Annotated in this window: 19 protein-coding genes, 22 tRNA genes and 2 rRNA genes; 5 read left to right on the top strand and 38 right to left on the bottom strand. The window is 37.4% G+C overall.

The window, feature by feature from the left end:
- Positions 1-95: 95 nt before the first annotated feature.
- The 5 genes from DCE79_RS07275 to DCE79_RS07255 all read right to left on the bottom strand — a co-directional run bounded on the left by DCE79_RS07275 (position 96) and on the right by DCE79_RS07255 (position 6,419).
- The gene (locus DCE79_RS07275; protein WP_108712418.1) at positions 96-854 is read right to left on the bottom strand and encodes a response regulator transcription factor; all 759 of its coding nucleotides are present in this window, start codon (positions 852-854) and stop codon (positions 96-98) included.
- Positions 847-2,547 carry a sensor histidine kinase gene (locus tag DCE79_RS07270; RefSeq protein WP_159083065.1) on the bottom strand — a complete coding sequence of 567 codons (1,701 nt, stop codon included), beginning with the start codon at positions 2,545-2,547 and terminating at the stop codon, positions 847-849. The genes DCE79_RS07275 and DCE79_RS07270 overlap by 8 nt, the downstream gene beginning before the upstream one ends.
- Before the next feature lie 15 nt (positions 2,548-2,562).
- Positions 2,563-4,227 (bottom strand): ABC transporter permease, encoded by a 1,665-nt coding sequence (locus DCE79_RS07265; protein ID WP_108712416.1) that lies wholly within the window; start codon positions 4,225-4,227, stop codon positions 2,563-2,565.
- Positions 4,220-5,305: an ABC transporter ATP-binding protein gene (locus DCE79_RS07260; RefSeq protein WP_108712415.1), complete on the bottom strand. Its 1,086-nt coding sequence runs from the start codon at positions 5,303-5,305 to the stop codon at positions 4,220-4,222. The genes DCE79_RS07265 and DCE79_RS07260 overlap by 8 nt, the downstream gene beginning before the upstream one ends.
- Positions 5,306-5,375: 70 nt before the next feature.
- A complete protein-coding gene (locus DCE79_RS07255; RefSeq protein WP_234417356.1) occupies positions 5,376-6,419 on the bottom strand; it encodes an extracellular solute-binding protein in 1,044 nt (347 codons plus the stop codon).
- Between the two features lie 243 nt (positions 6,420-6,662).
- On the opposite strand from DCE79_RS07255, the gene DCE79_RS07250 reads away from it, so the two are divergent.
- Complete coding sequence (locus tag DCE79_RS07250; RefSeq protein WP_135841917.1) at positions 6,663-6,953, top strand: hypothetical protein; 291 nt, start codon at positions 6,663-6,665, stop codon at positions 6,951-6,953.
- Between the two features lie 350 nt (positions 6,954-7,303).
- Here DCE79_RS07250 and DCE79_RS07245 read toward each other — a convergent pair whose 3' ends face one another.
- From DCE79_RS07245 to DCE79_RS07225, 6 genes are all read right to left on the bottom strand, one after another.
- On the bottom strand, positions 7,304-7,597 hold the full coding sequence (locus tag DCE79_RS07245) for a histidine kinase (RefSeq protein WP_108712413.1): 294 nt from the start codon (positions 7,595-7,597) through the stop codon (positions 7,304-7,306).
- A gap of 84 nt (positions 7,598-7,681) precedes the next feature.
- On the bottom strand, positions 7,682-8,257 hold the full coding sequence (locus DCE79_RS07240; protein WP_108712412.1) for a phosphoglycerate mutase family protein: 576 nt from the start codon (positions 8,255-8,257) through the stop codon (positions 7,682-7,684).
- A gap of 92 nt (positions 8,258-8,349) precedes the next feature.
- Complete coding sequence (locus DCE79_RS07235) at positions 8,350-8,541, bottom strand: hypothetical protein (RefSeq protein WP_108712411.1); 192 nt, start codon at positions 8,539-8,541, stop codon at positions 8,350-8,352.
- 148 nt (positions 8,542-8,689) lie between these two features.
- Positions 8,690-8,827, bottom strand: coding sequence for a hypothetical protein (locus DCE79_RS18465; RefSeq protein WP_159083064.1), 138 nt, complete (start codon positions 8,825-8,827; stop codon positions 8,690-8,692).
- A gap of 100 nt (positions 8,828-8,927) precedes the next feature.
- A complete protein-coding gene (locus DCE79_RS07230; RefSeq protein WP_108712410.1) occupies positions 8,928-9,377 on the bottom strand; it encodes an NUDIX hydrolase in 450 nt (149 codons plus the stop codon).
- 148 nt (positions 9,378-9,525) lie between these two features.
- Complete coding sequence (locus tag DCE79_RS07225) at positions 9,526-10,707, bottom strand: MFS transporter (RefSeq protein WP_108712409.1); 1,182 nt, start codon at positions 10,705-10,707, stop codon at positions 9,526-9,528.
- A 364-nt stretch (positions 10,708-11,071) separates the two neighbouring features.
- On the opposite strand from DCE79_RS07225, the gene DCE79_RS07220 reads away from it, so the two are divergent.
- Entirely contained in the window at positions 11,072-11,653 is a 582-nt protein-coding gene (locus DCE79_RS07220; RefSeq protein ID WP_108712408.1) for a hypothetical protein, read from the top strand.
- A 79-nt stretch (positions 11,654-11,732) separates the two neighbouring features.
- On the opposite strand, the gene DCE79_RS07215 is transcribed toward DCE79_RS07220, so the two are convergent.
- Positions 11,733-12,191 carry a DUF2975 domain-containing protein gene (locus DCE79_RS07215; protein ID WP_108712407.1) on the bottom strand — a complete coding sequence of 153 codons (459 nt, stop codon included), beginning with the start codon at positions 12,189-12,191 and terminating at the stop codon, positions 11,733-11,735.
- A gap of 132 nt (positions 12,192-12,323) precedes the next feature.
- Positions 12,324-12,524, bottom strand: coding sequence for a cold-shock protein (locus tag DCE79_RS07210; RefSeq protein ID WP_108712406.1), 201 nt, complete (start codon positions 12,522-12,524; stop codon positions 12,324-12,326).
- 481 nt (positions 12,525-13,005) lie between these two features.
- Between DCE79_RS07210 and DCE79_RS18610 the strand changes: the two genes are divergently transcribed.
- A complete protein-coding gene (locus tag DCE79_RS18610) occupies positions 13,006-13,176 on the top strand; it encodes a hypothetical protein (RefSeq protein ID WP_168214710.1) in 171 nt (56 codons plus the stop codon).
- 97 nt (positions 13,177-13,273) lie between these two features.
- Here DCE79_RS18610 and DCE79_RS18950 read toward each other — a convergent pair whose 3' ends face one another.
- Complete coding sequence (locus tag DCE79_RS18950) at positions 13,274-13,387, bottom strand: DUF3885 domain-containing protein (protein WP_108712405.1); 114 nt, start codon at positions 13,385-13,387, stop codon at positions 13,274-13,276.
- Between the two features lie 198 nt (positions 13,388-13,585).
- On the opposite strand from DCE79_RS18950, the gene DCE79_RS07200 reads away from it, so the two are divergent.
- Both DCE79_RS07200 and DCE79_RS07195 read left to right on the top strand, forming a co-directional pair.
- The gene (locus DCE79_RS07200; protein ID WP_108712404.1) at positions 13,586-14,575 is read left to right on the top strand and encodes a S66 family peptidase; all 990 of its coding nucleotides are present in this window, start codon (positions 13,586-13,588) and stop codon (positions 14,573-14,575) included.
- A gap of 16 nt (positions 14,576-14,591) precedes the next feature.
- Positions 14,592-14,891: a hypothetical protein gene (locus tag DCE79_RS07195; protein ID WP_108712403.1), complete on the top strand. Its 300-nt coding sequence runs from the start codon at positions 14,592-14,594 to the stop codon at positions 14,889-14,891.
- 246 nt (positions 14,892-15,137) lie between these two features.
- Here DCE79_RS07195 and DCE79_RS07190 read toward each other — a convergent pair.
- The 24 genes from DCE79_RS07190 to DCE79_RS07075 all read right to left on the bottom strand — a co-directional run bounded on the left by DCE79_RS07190 (position 15,138) and on the right by DCE79_RS07075 (position 20,363).
- Positions 15,138-15,209: transfer RNA gene (locus tag DCE79_RS07190), tRNA-Glu, on the bottom strand.
- A 2-nt stretch (positions 15,210-15,211) separates the two neighbouring features.
- Positions 15,212-15,287: transfer RNA gene (locus DCE79_RS07185), tRNA-Asn, on the bottom strand.
- Between the two features lie 12 nt (positions 15,288-15,299).
- Positions 15,300-15,373, bottom strand: a tRNA-Ile gene (locus DCE79_RS07180).
- Positions 15,374-15,378: 5 nt separating this feature from the next.
- Positions 15,379-15,452: transfer RNA gene (locus tag DCE79_RS07175), tRNA-Gly, on the bottom strand.
- 3 nt (positions 15,453-15,455) lie between these two features.
- A tRNA-Phe gene (locus DCE79_RS07170) sits at positions 15,456-15,531 on the bottom strand.
- A gap of 5 nt (positions 15,532-15,536) precedes the next feature.
- A tRNA-Asp gene (locus DCE79_RS07165) sits at positions 15,537-15,612 on the bottom strand.
- A 3-nt stretch (positions 15,613-15,615) separates the two neighbouring features.
- Positions 15,616-15,690, bottom strand: a tRNA-Met gene (locus DCE79_RS07160).
- Positions 15,691-15,713: 23 nt separating this feature from the next.
- A tRNA-Met gene (locus DCE79_RS07155) sits at positions 15,714-15,788 on the bottom strand.
- Positions 15,789-15,810: 22 nt separating this feature from the next.
- Positions 15,811-15,885: transfer RNA gene (locus DCE79_RS07150), tRNA-Met, on the bottom strand.
- A 23-nt stretch (positions 15,886-15,908) separates the two neighbouring features.
- Positions 15,909-15,983: transfer RNA gene (locus DCE79_RS07145), tRNA-Met, on the bottom strand.
- 23 nt (positions 15,984-16,006) lie between these two features.
- Positions 16,007-16,081, bottom strand: a tRNA-Met gene (locus DCE79_RS07140).
- Positions 16,082-16,105: 24 nt separating this feature from the next.
- Positions 16,106-16,180 (bottom strand) — tRNA-Met (locus DCE79_RS07135).
- A 24-nt stretch (positions 16,181-16,204) separates the two neighbouring features.
- A tRNA-Met gene (locus tag DCE79_RS07130) sits at positions 16,205-16,281 on the bottom strand.
- 24 nt (positions 16,282-16,305) lie between these two features.
- Positions 16,306-16,381, bottom strand: a tRNA-Ala gene (locus tag DCE79_RS07125).
- 8 nt (positions 16,382-16,389) lie between these two features.
- Positions 16,390-16,463, bottom strand: a tRNA-Pro gene (locus tag DCE79_RS07120).
- A gap of 5 nt (positions 16,464-16,468) precedes the next feature.
- Positions 16,469-16,545 (bottom strand) — tRNA-Arg (locus DCE79_RS07115).
- Positions 16,546-16,570: 25 nt separating this feature from the next.
- A tRNA-Leu gene (locus DCE79_RS07110) sits at positions 16,571-16,655 on the bottom strand.
- A gap of 19 nt (positions 16,656-16,674) precedes the next feature.
- Positions 16,675-16,750 (bottom strand) — tRNA-Lys (locus tag DCE79_RS07105).
- 6 nt (positions 16,751-16,756) lie between these two features.
- Positions 16,757-16,831 (bottom strand) — tRNA-Gln (locus tag DCE79_RS07100).
- Between the two features lie 26 nt (positions 16,832-16,857).
- Positions 16,858-16,933 (bottom strand) — tRNA-His (locus DCE79_RS07095).
- Positions 16,934-16,959: 26 nt separating this feature from the next.
- Positions 16,960-17,033 (bottom strand) — tRNA-Trp (locus DCE79_RS07090).
- An 8-nt stretch (positions 17,034-17,041) separates the two neighbouring features.
- A tRNA-Tyr gene (locus DCE79_RS07085) sits at positions 17,042-17,125 on the bottom strand.
- A gap of 43 nt (positions 17,126-17,168) precedes the next feature.
- Positions 17,169-17,284: ribosomal RNA gene (gene rrf / locus DCE79_RS07080) — 5S ribosomal RNA — on the bottom strand.
- 150 nt (positions 17,285-17,434) lie between these two features.
- Positions 17,435-20,363: ribosomal RNA gene (locus DCE79_RS07075) — 23S ribosomal RNA — on the bottom strand.
- Positions 20,364-20,513 lie beyond the last annotated feature (150 nt).

Raw genomic sequence — 20,513 nt, 5'->3', positions numbered from 1 at the left:
AATATATTTGTACGCTACTTTATATAACAATACGCTAATAATCAAAAAATGACTGGCTTACGCTCATCAGTAGTCATTCAGATAGATTAGCCCTTTTATGCAAATTGACTAGGTGAATAACCGGTGTACTTTTTGAACACCTGACTAAAATATTTATAATCTATAAACCCTACCTTTGATGCGACTTCATATATGAGCGTATGCTCCTCACGCATGAATTCAATCGCCTTCATAATTCGGTAGCGGTTTAAGAAATCATTAAACGTATAGTTTGTTGCCTTTTTGAATTTAGTGTGGAGCGTGGTATGCGATGTATGAAGTGTTTCACTTAAATCATGAATAGATATTTTTTCAGCATAATGACTTTGAATATAATCAATCATTTCCTTTACATATTTCATATCTCGTGTTTGCCCATTCAATTCAGGGAGCTCAATTAACGTTTGAATTTGTTCTAAGTTGGAGCTTTTCACGTGCGCTTTTTCATCTAGTTTTTTTTTAATTTTTATTAACGCTGCGTTTAATTCATCGTAATGAATCGGTTTTAGTATGAAATCGACTACGCCCAATTGAATCCCCTTTTTAGCATATTCAAAATCGCTATAGCCCGATATAATAATGGCTTCGTAATTAATCTGTTCTTTCGTTCGCTCAATAAGTTCAATCCCATTGATAAGAGGCATACGAATATCAGAGATCACAATATTTGGTTGTAATTTTTTAATCAGTTCAATCCCCTCTTGCCCATTGCTTGCCGTTCCTACAACGACACAGTTATGCATAAGCCAATCTACTTTATAATGAATCCCTTTTTGAATAATCAGCTCATCTTCTACGATTAACACTTTATACATGAATTCCACCCCTTAGAATTGGTAAGCGTAATTTGATGGTAGTACCTTGTAAAGTTTGACTATATAGCTCAATTCCGAATTCCGTTCCGTATAGTAATTCAATTATTTTTTTCGTATTATAAAGTCCAATATTGGTTTCTGGCGGATTTTCTTGTTCGAATACATCTAAAATTTGTTGATAGCGTGTTTGTTCGATGCCTATACCATTATCTTGAACCGAAAGGATAAGTTGTCCATTCTCCAGCGCCACGTTAATTTGAATTTGTAAGTTTAATGTTTTTTCCATACAGTGTTTGATGCTATTTTCAATTATATTTTGCAGAATTAGCTTTGGTACAAAACAATGTTTAACATCATCCGAGACATCTATTGAATAATGCAGTCTCTCTCCGAAACGCACTTTTTGGATTTGTAAATAATCCTCTATATGTTTAATTTCCGTTTCTAACAAAACTTCAGATGGACCTTCATTTATAGAGTAACGCATCAAATTTGCAAGGGCCATGACCATTTGTTCTGCACTTTCGGTATCAAAAGCAATTTCATAACGTAGTGTTTCAAGCGTATTAAATACAAAATGTGGGTTAAATTGATTTTCTAAATGCTTTATTTCTAATTGCTTTTTCTTTTCCGCTACTTGCTGATTATGTTCGATGAGTGCTTCTACTTTATTGGTCAGAGCATTAAATTCATCAATAACAATTTGAAACTCATCAAATGTTTTTTCTTTAACGAACAGATTCATATTTTTACCTTTAAAATTTGCAAAAGCTTCAAGTAATGCGTTAAGTGGATTTAATACCCTTTTGCTAATTCGAGGAATGACCATCATCATAATGCCAAGTAGGACAAGAAAAGACAAGCTAAGTAAAATGGTTCCTAGCACGATAAATTTTTTAAAGGTTACTACAGAAACAAATGTCATGATTTGGATCGGCACACTACCTAACTTACTCTTCACTGTGTAATAAGGATTTCCTGCAATTTTTTGCAGTTGTTTATTAGGCTGATTCAGATTAAATTTTTGTTGAATATGATATGCGTTTGAAAAAGATGAGTAAATCACATTGTCAAAACGATCTGTTAAAACGATTGCATCTGTATTTTTAAAATCGATAAATTCTTCTAAGTCTTTAATGTAAAGAAGTAGATATCCATAAATCTCACCATTCAATTGAACCGTTTTGCTAAATACGTATTGGCTATACTGATTGGATTCAAATAATATTGGATTAATTTGCTGATTTATCACATCTTTTTGTGCAGCCGTTTGACGTAATAGATTTTTCATTTTTAAGTTATTAGTTAAACGATCTTGATTCGGTTTGTATAAGTTACTCGAGATGGGAACACCTTCTTTATCGACTAGTAAAAAATAATCTTCGTAAGGTGTCCCGTTAGTATATGTATATAAATATTGGTTTACCGCTGTCTGGTTTTTGTGATTAATGAGCCGATCTAGTACAAGAACATTTTTTGATAGATTAGTTAAGTTGAATTGAATATCTTTAAATTCACCTTCTAATTGTTCTTGAATTTTTAAGTTTGAATTTTTGTTCGCCTTTACAACCGATTCCTCATAAACCAAAAATAACGTACTAAAAAACAATGCAAAAATCACAATAATCATTAAAACAGAGTATCGCATAAACATAGATTTTAAATACTCGTCGAATTGATTGGATTTTCGCATTGTCATCACCCTATATTACATAGTAATTTCTTTTTTACCTGTTACTTTGAAGAAAATTAATAATGAGATAATTGAAGTTAATGTCAAAATAGTTGAATACGCGGAGGCATTACCATAGTTCCCGCGGATAACCTCTGTATAAATCGATACGGTTAAAGTTTGTGTGCCACTCGTATATAAAATAATTGATGCACTTAATTCACTTATTACCGTAATCCAACTCATAATGGCACCGGCAATAACACCAGGCATCATCATAGGAATAATTACTTTTGTGAATGCTTTCCTGTCTGATGCTCCTAAACTAATCGCTGCTTCTTCAATACTTGGACTAATTTGACTAATAATCGCTGTAGAAGAACGAATCGTATAAGGCATACGACGAATTGCAAAAGCTATTATCATTATAAACATAGTGCCACTTAATAATAAAGGCTTTTCGCTAAACGCGAATAAGTATGCAATCCCGAGAACAGAGCCTGGGATGATAAACGGAAACATCGACGTAATATCTAATAAAGCCGTTGCTTTACTACGTTTACGTACCGTTAAATAAGATATTAATATACCTAATACGACGATAATAATTATCGCGATAATACCGATTAAATACGTATTCAAAATAACAAAATTATTCTTCCCTAGCAAAATATTTTTATAACTTTCCAGTGAGAAGCCACCGCTAAATACGGCACCACCTGAAGTTTTTAAGAATGACGTTAAAATAACTACGAGCTGAGGAATTATTGCTAATAATACCGTAGAGTATACAAGTATGTGCGCTAAAAATCCTTTCATATTTTTTTCTGTTACTCTTGTCATTGGTTTAAGTGCTGACATCGAATAAGAATAACGCTTTGCCAATACGCGTTGCAGCATAAATAATGCCATTGTGATGACGATGATAATTAAACATAAAGCGGCAGCAAATCCATCATCCCCGCCAACTTCACTCATAAATTGCGTATAAATTAATACGGGCATAGTACGATAACCTTCACCAATAAGCATTGGTGTACCAAAGTCTGCAATAACGCGCATGAATACTAGTAATCCACTGGCAAGTACAGTTGGCATAATCAGCGGTAAAATAATATTGTATAATCGTTGGAAGCTTGAGTAACCTAAACTTTCTGCTGCTTCATTTAAAGAGTTATCTAAATTTTTCAATGCCCCTGAAATGTATATATACACAAGTGGAAACGATTGTAATGTCATAACTAAGACAATTCCCCAAAATCCGTATATCCCATTTAACTGAACATTAAAGAGATCATTCAAAAATTGCGTTACCTTACCACCACGCCCTAATAATTGAATCCATGCATAAGCACCGATAAACGGAGGTGATAAATAAGAAATAATAATGACAATTTCTAATACACCTGACCCGAAAATGCGAATTTTACGCATCATATAGGCAATTGGTAAACCAATTAATAACGCAAGTAATGTTGTTACAAATGTTACTTTGATACTGTTTACTAACGTTATCCAATAAAATTTACGGTCAAAAAACTTCGTTATGTAGCCAAGTGTAAAATCGCCAGTGCCTGTGTCAAAAAAGCTTTTCTTTAAAACTAGAAATAAGGGGAAGATAATAAATAAAATAAATACGGCTAAAATAACAAGAGTAATCGTATTCCATGTGGTAAATTTCTTTTTAGCAGATTCATTCAAGCGTCTCGCCTCCTCTTAAAAGATTCTCCTTCGAATTTACGTCATAAATATTTACTTTCTTTTCATTTACCGTTAAGTAAACAACAGTGTCTTTTGGTAAAATATCCGATTTCTCATTGAATTCTACAACTTCAATTTCATCGCCATTTTCTAATTCGATAAAATACGTCGTATACATTCCTAAAAAAATACTTTTTGTAATCGCTCCTTTAATACCGCGCCCCTCTTGATTAATTGTTAAATCATTTGGACGAACAGAAACTAATACATCTTGATTTTTAACTGGACAGTTTGCTAACTGAATTTGATACGAATTATTAAATTGAAGTGTACCACCTTCTACAAGCTTTCCATGAATTGTATTCGATGTACCGATAAAATTGGCCACAAATAAATTTGACGGGTGATCATAAATTTCTTGTGGCGAGCCTACTTGTTGAATCACACCCTCATTCATTACTGCAATACGATCTGAAATCGCTAGCGCTTCTTCTTGATCATGTGTAACATAAACTGTCGTAATACCGACCTCTTGTTGAATTTCACGAATAGCATTACGCATATCAATACGTAGCTTCGCATCAAGATTTGAAAGCGGTTCATCCATTAATAGCACTTCAGGGTGAATAACAATCGCACGGGCAAGCGCTACACGTTGCTGTTGACCACCTGATAATTTCTCAGGCATACGGTTTTCATATTCATTTAACTTTACTGTTTGAATAATTTCATCAAGACGGGCATTCATTTCATCTTTTGAAATTTTTTTATTTTTAAGACCGAATGCAATGTTTTCACGAACATTCATATGTGGGAAAATCGCATAATTTTGAAACACCATACCCATATTTCGTTTGTTTACAGGAATGTTATTAATCACTTTTTCATTGACTTCAATCGTTCCACCATCGATTGAGTTAAAACCGATTATCATACGTAGTAACGTCGTTTTCCCACAGCCTGAAGGACCTAGCAGTGTGAACAACTCACCTGGTTGAATTGTTAAGTTTAATTGATTGATAATCGTTTTTTCTTCAAACTTTTTAACTACATCGTTCACCTTGATTGTTACACTCATTGTAGTTCCTCCTATTAAAATAAGAGGCTAGTTTTTCAAACACACCTGAAAAACTGCCTCTATAAATTGTTTAGTCCATTGAACGTTCTAGGTAATCTGTAAATTTCGCTGTAATTGCATCTTTATTTTCAGCTACCCAGCTCTCTTCGTAATTTTTGGCAATTTTGATGGATTCTGTTGGTGTCATATAAGAAGCCAATTCTACGCCATCACGTAATGGACGCACTGTTAATTCTTGGCCTACTTGCGTTTGAATATCTTCTGAAATCATGAAGTCTACAAATTTCTTCGCATTTTCTAAGTTTTTCGCATTTTTAACAATTTGTACAGACTCCCCTGGGAAAATAGCTCCTTCAGTTGGGAATACTACTTCTACTGGCGCGCCATTATTAATGTAATTGACTACAGGATCTTCCCAAGTTAAGCCAACTGGGTATTCCCCGTCTGCTACACTTTTGTGTAATTGTCCTGAGCTGGCAATCATTTTTCCATCTAGATTTTTAATGAATTTTTCTACGAAATCCCATGCTTTGTCACTCATTGGGTCTCCATCGCCCATTGCATAAAGCATTGCTGCTAATGATTGGAATGCAGAGCTTGAGTTAACTGGGTCACCAAAAGCAATTTTTCCTTTTAGTTCAGGATTTAATAAATCTTCAAAGCTGTCCATTTTTTTGTCTCCAATTAAATCTGTATTAACAATTAATACAGTTGGGTCAGAAAACGCTGGTGTAAAGTAACCAGATTTATTGCGGAATTGCTCAATCATATTTTTATCTTCCGGAGATACATATTGCTCAAAGAATTCTTTTGAAGTAGATAACATCGTTTCGTCAGCTGCCCACAGTACATCGCCTAGTGGATTGTTCTTTTCTGATTCCACACGTTTTAAAAGTTCCCCTGTACCTGCAACAATTAATTCAACCTTAATACCCGTTTCTTTTTCAAAGTTAGATATGACAAGGTTGTTTAAATTTTCACTACGAGCCGAGTAAACTGTTAAGACATTTTTATCACCTGATGATGAATCTGAGTCATCTGAACATGCAGCTAAAAAAACAACCGATAAAATAGTCAGACTAATCAATAATGTAAACGCTTTAATTTTTTTCAAAACGTAACCACCCCTTCTTTTATTACTACACTGTAAAGTTTACAGGTTATGTTAGCACCGGTATATATGAAAATTCTAAAAAAACATTCAAAATTGTAAAGTTTGTGAATACATAGAAATTTGAATTATAATCGATTTACGTAATCATTCATTATAGAATTATTTAAACAATCATTTATTTTAGGGGGTACTTTATGAAAAAAAATGGGCCTCGTTTTTGTCGCTATCCTAGTAATCTGTTTTATGTACTTTTATAAAACGCCCCTTATTAGTAGACACGAAGCGATAATTAATGCAGAAAACTATTTATTAAATCCTCCAGAGGAATGGGGAAATTCAATTTCATTTGATGGATTAGACGATCTTCCAGAGGAGAATATTCGTGTAGAACTTCAACAAAAACGCGGGTTTTGGAATGAATTAACAAATCGAATGCAGTGGGCAGTTACAATTAAATATGCTGATGGTGAATCAAGTATTGTAATGGATGAACACACTGGAAAGTTCATAGATATAATTGGTCAATTTAGTTAACAATCAGAGGTTTTTTGAAATAATGGGAAATTAGTTCATTACTGATGAAAATAACTTTTAATCCTTTGGATAGGTAAAAACTTAAGCAAAGATTTAAGAGGTGTAAACTTTAAATGTGCATATTTGATTGCTGCTGATATGAAATACACGATTAAGTAATGCAAATCTTTCTACAAGTATGTTTTTAACTCAAATGCATATCAATTCGGCAAAAGGAAATGCGAACACTCTATTGCCTCTACATATCCAAATACCGTCTCATTGGAACTAATATAAGCCCCCCATAATATTTTTATGGGCACAAATCGGTGTTTGGACAAATGGAAGGGTTATCTGATTTTCGGATGTACTTAAGATTCTGTATGGATATAAAGTAATGAATAGTCATCACTGATATCTACTTCAAAAAAGTAGTTTGTTTTTGTTGTGGTGTTTACTACTTCAACTCCGAATAAACCTAGCCCTCTGTAATAATCAATTTTTCCAGGCTTTAAGTTTTCCTTATCAATATTATAATTTGTTTCAATATAGTTTTCCGCATGAAAATAAGCAATCGTTTGTTTTGATTTAGAATCATAATAGTAATTACAAACAACAATAACTAATAAACAAAATAGTAAATTAAATCCAATAATTTTCTTCATCCCCAACCTCCATTATTTGGAATTACTATACCGTTTATAATTTGGTGCGAAGGAGTTATTTGTTGAACTAAATCACTCATTGGTTCAACAAGTAATTTGAAACCAATCTGTTTCTTGTAGGAAATCTTTTCTTGTGAGTCTTTGACCAGAAATCATTTGGCGATAGGAAGTAATCGTACCATCATGTGACACGATATATATCTTTTCCTTTTGTAGTCGCTTACAATTTACTATGAATTCTTCAGCAAGTTTTGTAAATTGTTCTTCAGGTAAAGTATTTATGCCCTCAGTCCATATATTTCCAGAGGCTTTTTTATCAATTTCAAATGTTGGATAAAAATATAAAATTACTTCTAAATCAATTATTTTATCACAAGGTAATGTGCTACAACTTGGACGAATGGGAAATATTTTAGGAGACACTAATGGGCTTACAATCTTACGACAGTCTATATTTTTACTCCAAATGAATGCTGTTTCTAACGCTCTTCTAATAGGGCTTATAAAAATAATATCTTTATTGTTTAAAGGAATTTGATTTCTTAAAAGTTTTGCTTGTTCAATCCCTTTAGCAGTTAATGACGGATCTTCTATATATAGGCTGCTAGGTATATCTAATGTATGTTCTCCTTCACCGTGGCGAATAAACACTAACTCCATTTAAACACTCCTTTTAGCTTATATCGGCACTTTTTGGGCTATTTACCCACTAGCTTTAAAGCAATTTTTATACCTTAGTATGCATTTAAATATTATTTAGGAATGTCAGCCTTTTTAGATAGAAAATATCTTGCATTTGCAAAAAATATAGTCCCTAATAGAAACAGTATAACGGTACCCCAACTTGCAATTGCTGAATAATCACCTTTAAAAATAAATTCGCTTGTCAAATTAACAGCTACCATTATTATCATAACTAGATACAAACCCATTATATACTTCATATTTTTCGCTCCTTCCTTGATATATGTAAAATACATTTCCTTAGCGTATATTTCAAGCTTTTTGTTAGTATCGAGGTTATTTTGAATGAATAGCTTATACTATGGTTAAAAAATGCTTCTTTCATGAATCCAATTACATAAGCACCCGTTAGCTGAATTTATTTACTTCTTCTTCTAATTTTTCAATTCTTTCTCTCAACTTTCGATTCTCTTTTTTTACTTGATCGGAGTTATAAAATGCTCCAGCAGCAAGGGAAAACGCAAACCAAGCCCATAACCAATCCATTCAAAATCCCCCTCTATACTTTACCTAAAAAATTCATTACCTTATAGTACTGTCCTTCCTTTAGTTGAAGAAGAAACAAATGACCGAGCCAAATTAACCATTAAACGGAGACGAAAAATTGTTTAATAAGGTTTTTTATCATTGGATTAAGTCCTTCTGGTAATTCATTTACTTTAAAGAACTTTGCTTCAGTCGTTTCTTGACCATCTGCTTTAAGAACTCCGCCTTTAATTTCTTTTGAGATATATGCAATAGTAACAGGATAGAATTCATCACCATTTGGTAACTTAACAAAATGCTGCTTACCTGAAAATACACCGATTAAATCAAGTTTACCAAGTTCAATTCCTGTTTCTTCTAAAACTTCTCTTCTCCCTGCTTCTTCAGTAGATTCGCCTAATTCAATAAATCCACCTGGAACGCCCCATTGTCCATCAATTCGTTTTTGTAATAATAATTCGCCTATTTCATTTACTACAGCAACCGCAACTCCAACTAGTATAAGCGGTTGATTGCCAACGACTTTACGTAAATCTTCAATATACCCCATAGTATCCTCCTAAAAATATAATATTTCTTCCACAAACATAGTTCGACAATTGATAATATTTCTCCTTCATCTCTTCTATGAATAGTAGATTCTTTATTAATGAATAAAAGACCTCATTTCAAAATTATGAGGTCTTTTACTGGTTCAATTATTTAAATCTCTTTTGTACATAACTAAAATAAATTGCAGACACAAGTAGTAGTAGCCCTGCTCCTATAAAAAGCCACTGGACAGGGAAAATACTTGCTAACGCTCCTGCTAGTAATGTAGCGAGTGCGAATAACAGAGAAGTTAATACACCTTGTGCACTATAAACTATTACAAGCTGTTCGTCGGATGCTTTTAATTGCAGCCACGTGCCCAGTAGAATACCTTTGAACTGATCAAAAACACCGAATAATAGACTTAATAAAAGCGCAACTATGGCAACTTGATTTAATCCAAATGATAACATCACGATTGCCATTGCAAATGAAGAGAATAGCACGATACCCTTTAATTTTTTCATAAAAGCTTGTTCGAATTTGGTACAAATAAAACCACCCAGAACCAATCCAATGAAGAAAGTGGTATTCAAATATCCCCACCATGCCTCAGATACATGCAGAACATTCGCTACAAAAATATACATTATAGCTGCGACCCAAACGACATTGGCAATCGATTCAAGAAGTAGCATGACGTGAATCGCTCGGAATGAATGATCTTTCCAAATAATTTTAAAGCCTTCACTTAATTCATGTTTTTTAGAAACTGTTATTTTTCTTTCAAATGGTGTTCGATCTACAATGAAAACTATACACAGAGTAGAAATCATATAAAGTAACAATGTAATCCAAATAATGATGTTACCATTTGTAGCTGCAACTAGTAATCCACCGAGTGCCCATCCACCGAGCTGTGTTGATTCATTAATCATCGATAAAATACCATTAGCACGCAATAACCTCGACTTTTCTACGATACGAGGAATTAGCGAAGTACTAGCTGGTTGTGCAACCCCATCTAACAATGCCACAGCAAACACAATGATGAACATGAATATAAATGATAACGTTTGAAGCGAACCTACTGCTAAAATCAACAATAAAACCGTTTTTAATGCTTGGGAAATAACAAGTACTTGTTTTAAACGGTAACGATTAAACAGAAGTGGCGCAATACTACTACTCATCATGCGACCGGCCATATTAAAAAATGGTAAGAGCACCATAATAAACGCCGACTCACTTGCATGATATAAAATCGAAATTAATCCAACAATATAAAATACATCACCTAAATTTGCAAATAATTGACTAATCCATAAAAAATGAAATGATTTTTTCATCTTCACTACCCTTTCTTGTATTACTCATTCAAAAGGTAGTTTTAATTACACTCGTATCTCCTCCATTTTCAATGCGGTCCTCATTTACTAACTTTCAACACTAACGACAGCAACAATTACTTACTTATGCATTTTTGGTAGGAAGATGAAATATTAAGTTAATCATAACCTGAACTTATCCTCTTTTAAAGTAAATTTTGACATAAAATTATCCAAAATTGTTTGTTAAAAAACGCTTTGCTAAGTCATGCTGAGAATTAAAATAAACCTATTAAAATTTTAAATTGGTGCATATAATAAACAATTTAACAGAGGTGTTTGTTCAGGATAAATATTTATTTTTGGAGACAACAAGGAGGCTTTTATGAAAAAAGTTATATCAATATGTTTCATATTATTGGTTGTCGCTTTTGCTAGTGTTTTTTTGTATAACCCACAGCTTTCAAATAACGCACTAGAACAGCAAGTACTCTCACAACAAAAATATTATCTAATATTGCAAGACCGGAAAGTACCGATAGACATTTTTGTGAAACCAGAATGGATTCCAAAAGCGCAAGATGAGGAGATTATAATTCAGGAAGTTGTTGCTACAATTGAAGGGAATGATATTTTACTTGATAATGTGGCTTACCGTGAAAACGATATTTATTTTAGCTTTACGACGAAAAATAATATGCAGCGAAACGGCGGTATCCTCATTGCGAATCAAATAATAGAGAAAAATGGTGAAGTTTCATCAGGCAACTTTTTAAGCCTCTTAAATTTAAATAATGCTAATGGAGAAGTAATAATACCTGGTCAATTAGGCATTGGACCGGGATTTGATTTTTCCCTTGGCGTTGAGTTAGAAGATGCACCGAGTATCCAACAAGGCTTTTATGTAAAAAATGCGAGCTATATGCTATATCGCTATAAGAAGAAGTTTTTTGAGTTTGGTGAATAGAGCTAAGATTTACATAAGGTCGGATTAAAGTGCAAACAAAAGACCACTCCATTTAGTTTTCGGAATGGTCTTGCATTCATTAAATAATCTCGATCTGATTTTTTAACAGTACATTTTTTAAAAAAGCGGCTCCTGTCGCCACCAAAATGGTAATAACAATAATACAAATTCCCATAACCGCGATTAATGGAGGTAATGCATTTTCATAATCAAGTATTGAAAATCCTACAACATACAACCCCATAATCACAAAGGCACAATGTTTAATTGTATTTAATCCTTGAACAATGTGATTTGAAAAAATGGATTCCCGCTCAGTAACTTGAATCATCATGATCGTTTCGTATAGCGCATAAAAAAATGGCAGCGCAGTTGCATACATTCCTAATAAAATCGGATATTGTAGATAGGCAACTTCCGGATTTATTCGTGCAGTTTCCAACGCTAAACTTGGTAATACAAATATACATAATAACAATACGATAATACCTGTTAAAACAATGACTGAACTTAAAATAATGGCATTGAATTTTTGCATATTAAATCCCCTCTTTTTAACTGTTTACCAATAAAACGTTTCGAAATTCAGAAAGTTCCAAAATAAATAACACCAATAAAAAAAGAGGCATCCTAATGAAAGGATACCTCTTTTATGATTACATCATTAAAATTAAAGTTTTACGATGTTTGTAGCTTGTGGGCCACGTTGACCGTCTTCAACTTCGAATTCAACTTTTTGACCTTCGTCTAAAGATTTGAAACCGTCGCCTTGGATTGCTGAGAAGTGAGCGAATACGTCGTTTCCGCCTTCAACTTCGATAAAACCAAAACCTTTTTCTGCGTTAAACCATTTTACTGTACCTTGTGTCATTTAAATGACCTCCATTGATCGTATTTAATAAGATCACATTTCTTCTAAAAAGAAAAAAATTCATACATTACAAAAAGCACCAAATAAAACACTAATACGCTTTGTAATAGATGAATTTATTGTTGTTTTGTAACTTATCTCATTGACCTTAGTATACAATATAAAAAAACATTTGTCTAGTACCTAAACGAATATTCATGTTCCTTACCTATGCTTATTCAAATTCCTTCAAATAATTCACCTCCAATTATGCCGGAAAACTTTTTTACTTTGCCAAGATTTTTAATAAGCATTTCCCTATTTAAAAGCGTAATTACAAAAGTTGAGGAAAGCCTTATCATAAGTAAAAGGGTCTTTAATGTCTTAGTTGATTTATACATATAACGCTCCTAAACCTTGCTATGAAAGTATTTGTGAAGGGAAATCAGGATTTTTGTTGAATTAATACATTAATAAGTCGCTTCAAAAAAGGGGAATCACCTTGAAAAAATTATTAGGCATACTATTATTTTTAATCGGTGCCAAAATACTTACCATATATGTTTTCGACCTTCCTATTTTAGTACAAATCCTAGTGAAATTTATTGGCATATTTTTATTTATTCAAGGTGGTCTTTTGTTCTTCAATAAAAAAAATCAAACAAAAAAGTAAATTTAATTTTTAATATGACACAAAAGATTTCCACACTCTTTCACAATTCATGGAGTCAATTTATTTTAATTCAAAAACACGCTCTATTGTTTCTCGGTCATAATCTAAAACCCACGCGGTAGTCATTATAAAGTGGCATAATTGTCCCTTTATTACTCGCTAATACATCACATCCACGATCATCGTGCACATAATAAATGGTTTTTGCCATTTTATTAAACAGTCTTTCTATAATAAATAAACTTGTTGTTTACGGAGGTAGAGCATGGAGAGTGAACTATTTTTAAACGATATTTTTCGAATCTTGAGCTAAAGCCAGGGATCGTAGGTAAATCGATCCCCATAAAATACCATTAAACGTTAAAATAAACAAAAATATTTGATAAACATTAAAAGGATGTGATTATATATGTTTCAAACTTTAAACCCTGGAGATTGCATTGGAATTTTTTCTCCTTCTTCTCCAGATACAACAACGGAAAAAGAACGATACATACGTGGAAAGCAATATTTAGAAAATAAAGGGTTTCATCTAGTAGAAGGTTCATTGACTGGAAAACAAGATGGGTATCGGTCCGGTACACCCAAAGAACGGGCAGAAGAATTAAATGCACATCTTCGTAATCCAAATGTCAAAATGATTATGTCATCAATCGGTGGTACTAATTCGAATAGTATGCTTCCATACCTTGATTACGAAGCTTTTGCAAAGAATCCAAAAATTATCGTAGGCTACTCTGATGCAACAGCTATTTTATTGGCTTTATATGCCAAAACAAATATTCCAACTTTTTATGGGCCAGCTCTGATTCCATCTTTCGGTGAATTTGAGCCACTCGTTTCCGATACGTATCACTATTTCGAAAGATTTTTTTGTTCACCTTCTGTACCTTATACAATCGAAAAAGCACCCTTTTGGTCAGACGAAATGATCAACTGGCTATCTTTTGAGAAGCCTAAAACTTTATATAAAAATGAATGGATCAGTATTTATGATGGCATTGTCGAAGGACGTCTAATTGGCGGTAATAACAATGCGATGTATGGCTTTATAGGTACTTCATTTTTCCCTAAAATAAAACAAGGAGATATTTTATTAATTGAAGACACAATGAAAAACGCGGCTATTGTAGAAAAAAATATGGCTATGCTCAAACTACATGAAGTTTTCGATAAAGTACATTGTATTTTACTTGGAAAGCATGAACAATATGACGATTTAGGCACTGGTAAGCAGCCCGTAGATATCTTGCTAGAACAATTAGATGGAACACAAATACCGATTCTAGCCAATATTGATTGTTCTCATACACACCCTATGTTTCCCCTAGCAATAGGAAAAAAAATTATTGTTAATACAATTGATCGATCGATTAGTTATAGAGAGGGCTGGTTATAAGCATAATTGTACCAATGTGTTCGTTGGCCAGTTATGTTATGAATATACTTTAATACTCAGAAACTATTTATATGGCCGTTCCAATAGCATCATAACTTCAAAAGAAGCTGAAGAAATAGCAATTCAAACCGCTATAGACGAAGGTTATGCAAATCCTAAGCTTTATACAGAATATGATACGGAGACTTTGCAATTATATCATTATTCAAAAGATGCTGAAAAAGGTATAAAAGTTTGGAGAGTCGATTTAGTAATGGATGAGCGCCCTCGTGAAATAGGCTTGCTGGAAGACTTTATTTATTATATTAATATTTAAAAACGGAGAAATTATCGATAAATTAAGTAGCGTCGATTAATATAACTTATGGTTTAAATACACACATGGTCCGCGAATAAGTTGCTCCTAATTCTGCATTAGTATCTATATAAAATTAAATTAAGCTGTGTTTCTGCCTTCCTTAATGCTTCTAATTCGCCAGAAACTGTTAAAGTTGTTTTACCAAAAATTCAAATCCTTATAAAACACAAAAAAAGTATGCAGCATATGCTACATACTTATATATGACCCGTACGAGAATCGAACTCGTGTTACCGCCGTGAAAGGGCGGTGTCTTAACCGCTTGACCAACGGGCCAATGGCTCCGAAGGTAGGACTCGAACCTACGACCTGCCGGTTAACAGCCGGATGCTCTACCAACTGAGCTACTTCGGAAAAATACTATGATGGGCCTAAATGGACTCGAACCATCGACCTCACGCTTATCAGGCGTGCGCTCTAACCAGCTGAGCTATAGGCCCTATTTTGGAGCGGGTGATGAGAATCGAACTCACGACATCAGCTTGGAAGGCTGAGGTTTTACCATTAAACTACACCCGCATATGGTGGGTTTGGACGGAATCGAACCGCCGACACTTAGAGCTTCAATCTAATGCTCTACCAACTGAGCTACAAACCCACAAATGGCGGTCCCGACCGGGATCGAACCGGCGATCTCCTGCGTGACAGGCAGGCATGTTAACCGCTACACCACGGGACCATTTGGTTGCGGGGACAGGACTTGAACCTGTGACCTTCGGGTTATGAGCCCGACGAGCTACCACTGCTCCACCCCGCGATAATACTATTATTTTGAAAAGTTGGTTGCGGGGACAGGACTTGAACCTGTGACCTTCGGGTTATGAGCCCGACGAGCTACCACTGCTCCACCCCGCGATAATCTATTATTTTGAAAAGTTGGTTGCGGGGACAGGACTTGAACCTGTGACCTTCGGGTTATGAGCCCGACGAGCTACCACTGCTCCACCCCGCGATAATCTATTATTTTGAAAAGTTTGGTTGCGGGGACAGGACTTGAACCTGTGACCTTCGGGTTATGAGCCCGACGAGCTACCACTGCTCCACCCCGCGATAATCTATTATTTTGAAAAGTTTGGTTGCGGGGACAGGACTTGAACCTGTGACCTTCGGGTTATGAGCCCGACGAGCTACCACTGCTCCACCCCGCGATAATACTATTATTTTGAAAAGTTTGGTTGCGGGGACAGGACTTGAACCTGTGACCTTCGGGTTATGAGCCCGACGAGCTACCACTGCTCCACCCCGCGATAATACTATTATTTTGAAAAATTTGGTGGCGGCAGAGGGAGTCGAACCCACGACCTTTCGGGTATGAACCGAGTGCTCTAGCCAACTGAGCTACACCGCCAGTATCTTTATTTGTTAATCTTTATGGTGGAGCCTAGCGGGATCGAACCGCTGACCTCCTGCGTGCAAGGCAGGCGCTCTCCCAGCTGAGCTAAGGCCTCATTTGTGATCGGAATGACAGGATTCGAACCTACGACCCCTTGGTCCCAAACCAAGTGCTCTACCAAGCTGAGCTACATTCCGTAAAATGGTGCGCTCGACAGGACTTGAACCTACAACCTTCTGATTCGTAGTCAGATGCTCTATCCAATTGAGCTACGAGCGCTAAACTATTATTTTAAAATTAAAAATGGTGCGGGTGAAGGGAGTCGAACCCCCACGCCTTGCGGCGCTAGATCCTAAGTCTAGTGCGTCTGCCAATTCCGCCACACCCGCAGCAGACATATTATAAAACTGGTGTGCCATGAAGGACTCGAACCTTCGACCCTCTGATTAAAAGTCAGATGCTCTACCAACTGAGCTAATGGCACTAAAAATGGCTGGGGAACCTGGATTCGAACCAGGGCATGACGGAATCAAAATCCGTTGCCTTACCGCTTGGCTATACCCCAAAGTTTTTAATTTTTTATATTAAAAATGGGGCGACTGATGGGAATCGAACCCACGAATGCCGGAATCACAATCCGGTGCGTTAACCACTTCGCCACAACCGCCACTATTATATTGTTTATTTAAAAATTGGCAGGGGCAGTAGGAATTGAACCCACACTGACGGTTTTGGAGACCGTAGTTCTACCTTTAAACTATGCCCCTATAAAAAGTGGTGGAGGGGGGCGGATTCGAACCGCCGAACCCTAAGGAGCGGATTTACAGTCCGCCGCGTTTAGCCACTTCGCTACCCCTCCGACATAATAGAGCTTTATACATTATACTTTTTATAAAAATTAAGCGAAGCGACGTCCTACTCTCACAGGGGGAAACCCCCAACTACCATCGGCGCTAAAGAGCTTAACTTCTGTGTTCGGTATGGGAACAGGTGTGACCTCTTTGCCATCATCACTTCACTTTGACATGGATGTCATGGCGTCTACTTTGCCACAGGACGTGGCGCTCTTAGTAGACGTTCCTTTTAATTTAAAGAACATCCGTGTATATGTAGAAAGAATTGTTCTTTCAAAACTGGATAAACGTTTCATTGAGTTATGCAATAAAATGTGGTTAAGTCCTCGACCGATTAGTATTCGTCAGCTCCATGTGTCACCACACTTCCACCTCGAACCTATCTACCTGATCGTCTTTCAGGGGTCTTACTTACTTGCGTAATGGGAAATCTCATCTTGAGGGGGGCTTCATGCTTAGATGCTTTCAGCACTTATCCCGTCCACACATAGCTACCCAGCGATGCTCTTGGCAGAACAACTGGTACACCAGCGGTGTGTCCATCCCGGTCCTCTCGTACTAAGGACAGCTCCTCTCAAATTTCCTACGCCCACGACGGATAGGGACCGAACTGTCTCACGACGTTCTGAACCCAGCTCGCGTACCGCTTTAATGGGCGAACAGCCCAACCCTTGGGACCGACTACAGCCCCAGGATGCGATGAGCCGACATCGAGGTGCCAAACCTCCCCGTCGATGTGGACTCTTGGGGGAGATAAGCCTGTTATCCCCGGGGTAGCTTTTATCCGTTGAGCGATGGCCCTTCCATGCGGAACCACCGGATCACTAAGCCCGTCTTTCGACCCTGCTCGACTTGTAGGTCTCGCAGTCAAGCTCCCTTATGCCTTTACACTCTTCGAATGATTTCCAACCATTCTGAGGGAACCTTTGGGCGCCTCCGTTACTCTTTAGGAGGCGACCGCCCCAGTCAAACTGTCCGCCTGACACTGTCTCCTACCCCGCTAAGGGGTATGGGTTAGAAGTTCAATACAACCAGGGTAGTATCCCACTGACGCCTCCTCCGAAGCTGGCGCTCCGGAATCTCTGGCTCCTACCTATCCTGTACAAGTTGTACCAAAATTCAATATCAGGCTACAGTAAAGCTCCACGGGGTCTTTCCGTCCTGTCGCGGGTAACCTGCATCTTCACAGGTACTATAATTTCACCGAGTCTCTCGTTGAGACAGTGCCCAGATCGTTACGCCTTTCGTGCGGGTCGGAACTTACCCGACAAGGAATTTCGCTACCTTAGGACCGTTATAGTTACGGCCGCCGTTTACTGGGGCTTCAATTCGCAGCTTCGCTTGCGCTAACCACTCCTCTTAACCTTCCAGCACCGGGCAGGCGTCAGCCCCTATACGTCACCTTACGGTTTTGCAGAGACCTGTGTTTTTGCTAAACAGTCGCCTGGGCCTATTCACTGCGGCTCTTCATGGCTATTCACCTTAAAGAGCACCCCTTCTCCCGAAGTTACGGGGTCATTTTGCCGAGTTCCTTAACGAGAGTTCTCTCGCACACCTTAGGATTCTCTCCTCGACTACCTGTGTCGGTTTGCGGTACGGGCACCTCTCACCTCGATAGAGGCTTTTCTTGGCAGCGTGAAATCAGGAACTTCGCTCATACGAGCTCGTCATCACAGCTCAACGTTAAAGTATGCGGATTTGCCTACATACACGCCTTACTGCTTGAACAGAGACAACCAACGCTCTGCTTACCCTATCCTACTGCGTCCCCCCATTTCTCAAACGGTGAGGAGGTGGTACAGGAATATCAACCTGTTGTCCATCGCCTACGCCTATCGGCCTCGGCTTAGGTCCCGACTAACCCTGAGCGGACGAGCCTTCCTCAGGAAACCTTAGTCATACGGTGCATGGGATTCTCACCCATGTTTCGCTACTCATACCGGCATTCTCACTTCTAAGCGCTCCACCAGTCCTTCCGGTCTGACTTCAACGCCCTTAGAACGCTCTCCTACCACGCATCCATACGGATGCATCCACAGCTTCGGTGAATCGTTTAGCCCCGATACATTTTCGGCGCAGTGTCACTCGACCAGTGAGCTATTACGCACTCTTTAAATGATGGCTGCTTCTAAGCCAACATCCTGGTTGTCTAAGCAACGCCACATCCTTTTCCACTTAACGATTACTTTGGGACCTTAGCTGGTGGTCTGGGCTGTTTCCCTTTTGACTACGGATCTTATCACTCGCAGTCTGACTCCCGTGTATAAATATCTGGCATTCGGAGTTTGTCTGAATTCGGTAACCCGAGATGGGCCCCTAGTCCAAACAGTGCTCTACCTCCAGTATTCTCTGGTCACGAGGCTAGCCCTAAAGCTATTTCGGAGAGAACCAGCTATCTCCAGGTTCGATTGGAATTTCTCCGCTACCCACACCTCATCCCCGCATTTTTCAACATGCGTGGGTTCGGGCCTCCAGTAAGTGTTACCTCACCTTCACCCTGGACATGGGTAGATCACCTGGTTTCGGGTCTACGACCACGTACTAATTCGCCCTATTCAGACTCGCTTTCGCTGCGGCTCCGTCTTCTCAACTTAACCTCGCACGTAATCGTAACTCGCCGGTTCATTCTACAAAAGGCACGCTATCACCCATTAACGGGCTCTAACTACTTGTAGGCACACGGTTTCAGGATCTATTTCACTCCCCTTCCGGGGTGCTTTTCACCTTTCCCTCACGGTACTGGTTCACTATCGGTCACTAGGTAGTATTTAGCCTTGGGAGATGGTCCTCCCAGATTCCGACGGAATTTCACGTGTTCCGCCGTACTCAGGATACACTCTGGAGGGAATGAACTTTTGACTACAGGGCTTTTACCTTGTTTCGCGGACCTTTCCAAGTCGCTTCGTCTAGCTCATTCTTTTGTAACTCCGTATAGAATGTCCTACAACCCCAAAGAGCAAGCTCTTTGGTTTGGGCTCTTCCCGTTTCGCTCGCCGCTACTCAGGGAATCGAATTTTCTTTCTGTTCCTGCAGGTACTTAGATGTTTCAGTTCTCTGCGTCTGTCTTCATCACGCTATGAATTCACGTGTAGATACTATCCGATTAAAGATAGTGGGTTCCCCCATTCGGAAATCCCCGGATCAAAGCTTACTTACAGCTCCCCGAGGCATATCGGTGTTAGTGCCGTCCTTCATCGACTCCTAGTGCCAAGGCATCCACCGTGCGCCCTTATTAACTTAACCAAAAGTTTAGTTAAACTTGAACAAGTTCAAGATTTAAGTTTGCACGTCAATTACTTGACGTTTGTGATCTATCATTACTAATAGAAAATTTGTTTATTGCTTTCAATGTCGTTTTATCCAGTTTTCAAAGAACAAAGCAGCTGACTTCAA

The organism is Lysinibacillus sp. 2017 (assembly GCF_003073375.1).
Lineage (GTDB): Bacteria > Bacillota > Bacilli > Bacillales_A > Planococcaceae > Solibacillus.
The sequence above is the reverse complement of the archived record's forward strand: the minus strand, read 5'-3'. Positions and strand labels throughout refer to the sequence as shown.

Bases quoted from the DNA above. Each gene is read 5' to 3' on its own strand.
- DCE79_RS07275 (WP_108712418.1), bottom strand. From the start codon at position 854: ATGTATAAAGTGTTAATCGTAGAAGATGAGCTGATTATTCAAAAAGGG.
- DCE79_RS07270 (WP_159083065.1), bottom strand. From the start codon at position 2,547: ATGCGAAAATCCAATCAATTCGACGAGTATTTAAAATCTATGTTTATG.
- DCE79_RS07260 (WP_108712415.1), bottom strand. From the start codon at position 5,305: ATGAGTGTAACAATCAAGGTGAACGATGTAGTTAAAAAGTTTGAAGAA.
- DCE79_RS07250 (WP_135841917.1), top strand. From the start codon at position 6,663: ATGTACTTTTATAAAACGCCCCTTATTAGTAGACACGAAGCGATAATT.
- DCE79_RS07245 (WP_108712413.1), bottom strand. From the start codon at position 7,597: ATGAAGAAAATTATTGGATTTAATTTACTATTTTGTTTATTAGTTATT.
- DCE79_RS07240 (WP_108712412.1), bottom strand. From the start codon at position 8,257: ATGGAGTTAGTGTTTATTCGCCACGGTGAAGGAGAACATACATTAGAT.
- DCE79_RS07235 (WP_108712411.1), bottom strand. From the start codon at position 8,541: ATGAAGTATATAATGGGTTTGTATCTAGTTATGATAATAATGGTAGCT.
- DCE79_RS18465 (WP_159083064.1), bottom strand. From the start codon at position 8,827: ATGGATTGGTTATGGGCTTGGTTTGCGTTTTCCCTTGCTGCTGGAGCA.
- DCE79_RS07230 (WP_108712410.1), bottom strand. From the start codon at position 9,377: ATGGGGTATATTGAAGATTTACGTAAAGTCGTTGGCAATCAACCGCTT.
- DCE79_RS07225 (WP_108712409.1), bottom strand. From the start codon at position 10,707: ATGAAAAAATCATTTCATTTTTTATGGATTAGTCAATTATTTGCAAAT.
- DCE79_RS07220 (WP_108712408.1), top strand. From the start codon at position 11,072: ATGAAAAAAGTTATATCAATATGTTTCATATTATTGGTTGTCGCTTTT.
- DCE79_RS07215 (WP_108712407.1), bottom strand. From the start codon at position 12,191: ATGCAAAAATTCAATGCCATTATTTTAAGTTCAGTCATTGTTTTAACA.
- DCE79_RS07210 (WP_108712406.1), bottom strand. From the start codon at position 12,524: ATGACACAAGGTACAGTAAAATGGTTTAACGCAGAAAAAGGTTTTGGT.
- DCE79_RS18950 (WP_108712405.1), bottom strand. From the start codon at position 13,387: ATGGCAAAAACCATTTATTATGTGCACGATGATCGTGGATGTGATGTA.
- DCE79_RS07200 (WP_108712404.1), top strand. From the start codon at position 13,586: ATGTTTCAAACTTTAAACCCTGGAGATTGCATTGGAATTTTTTCTCCT.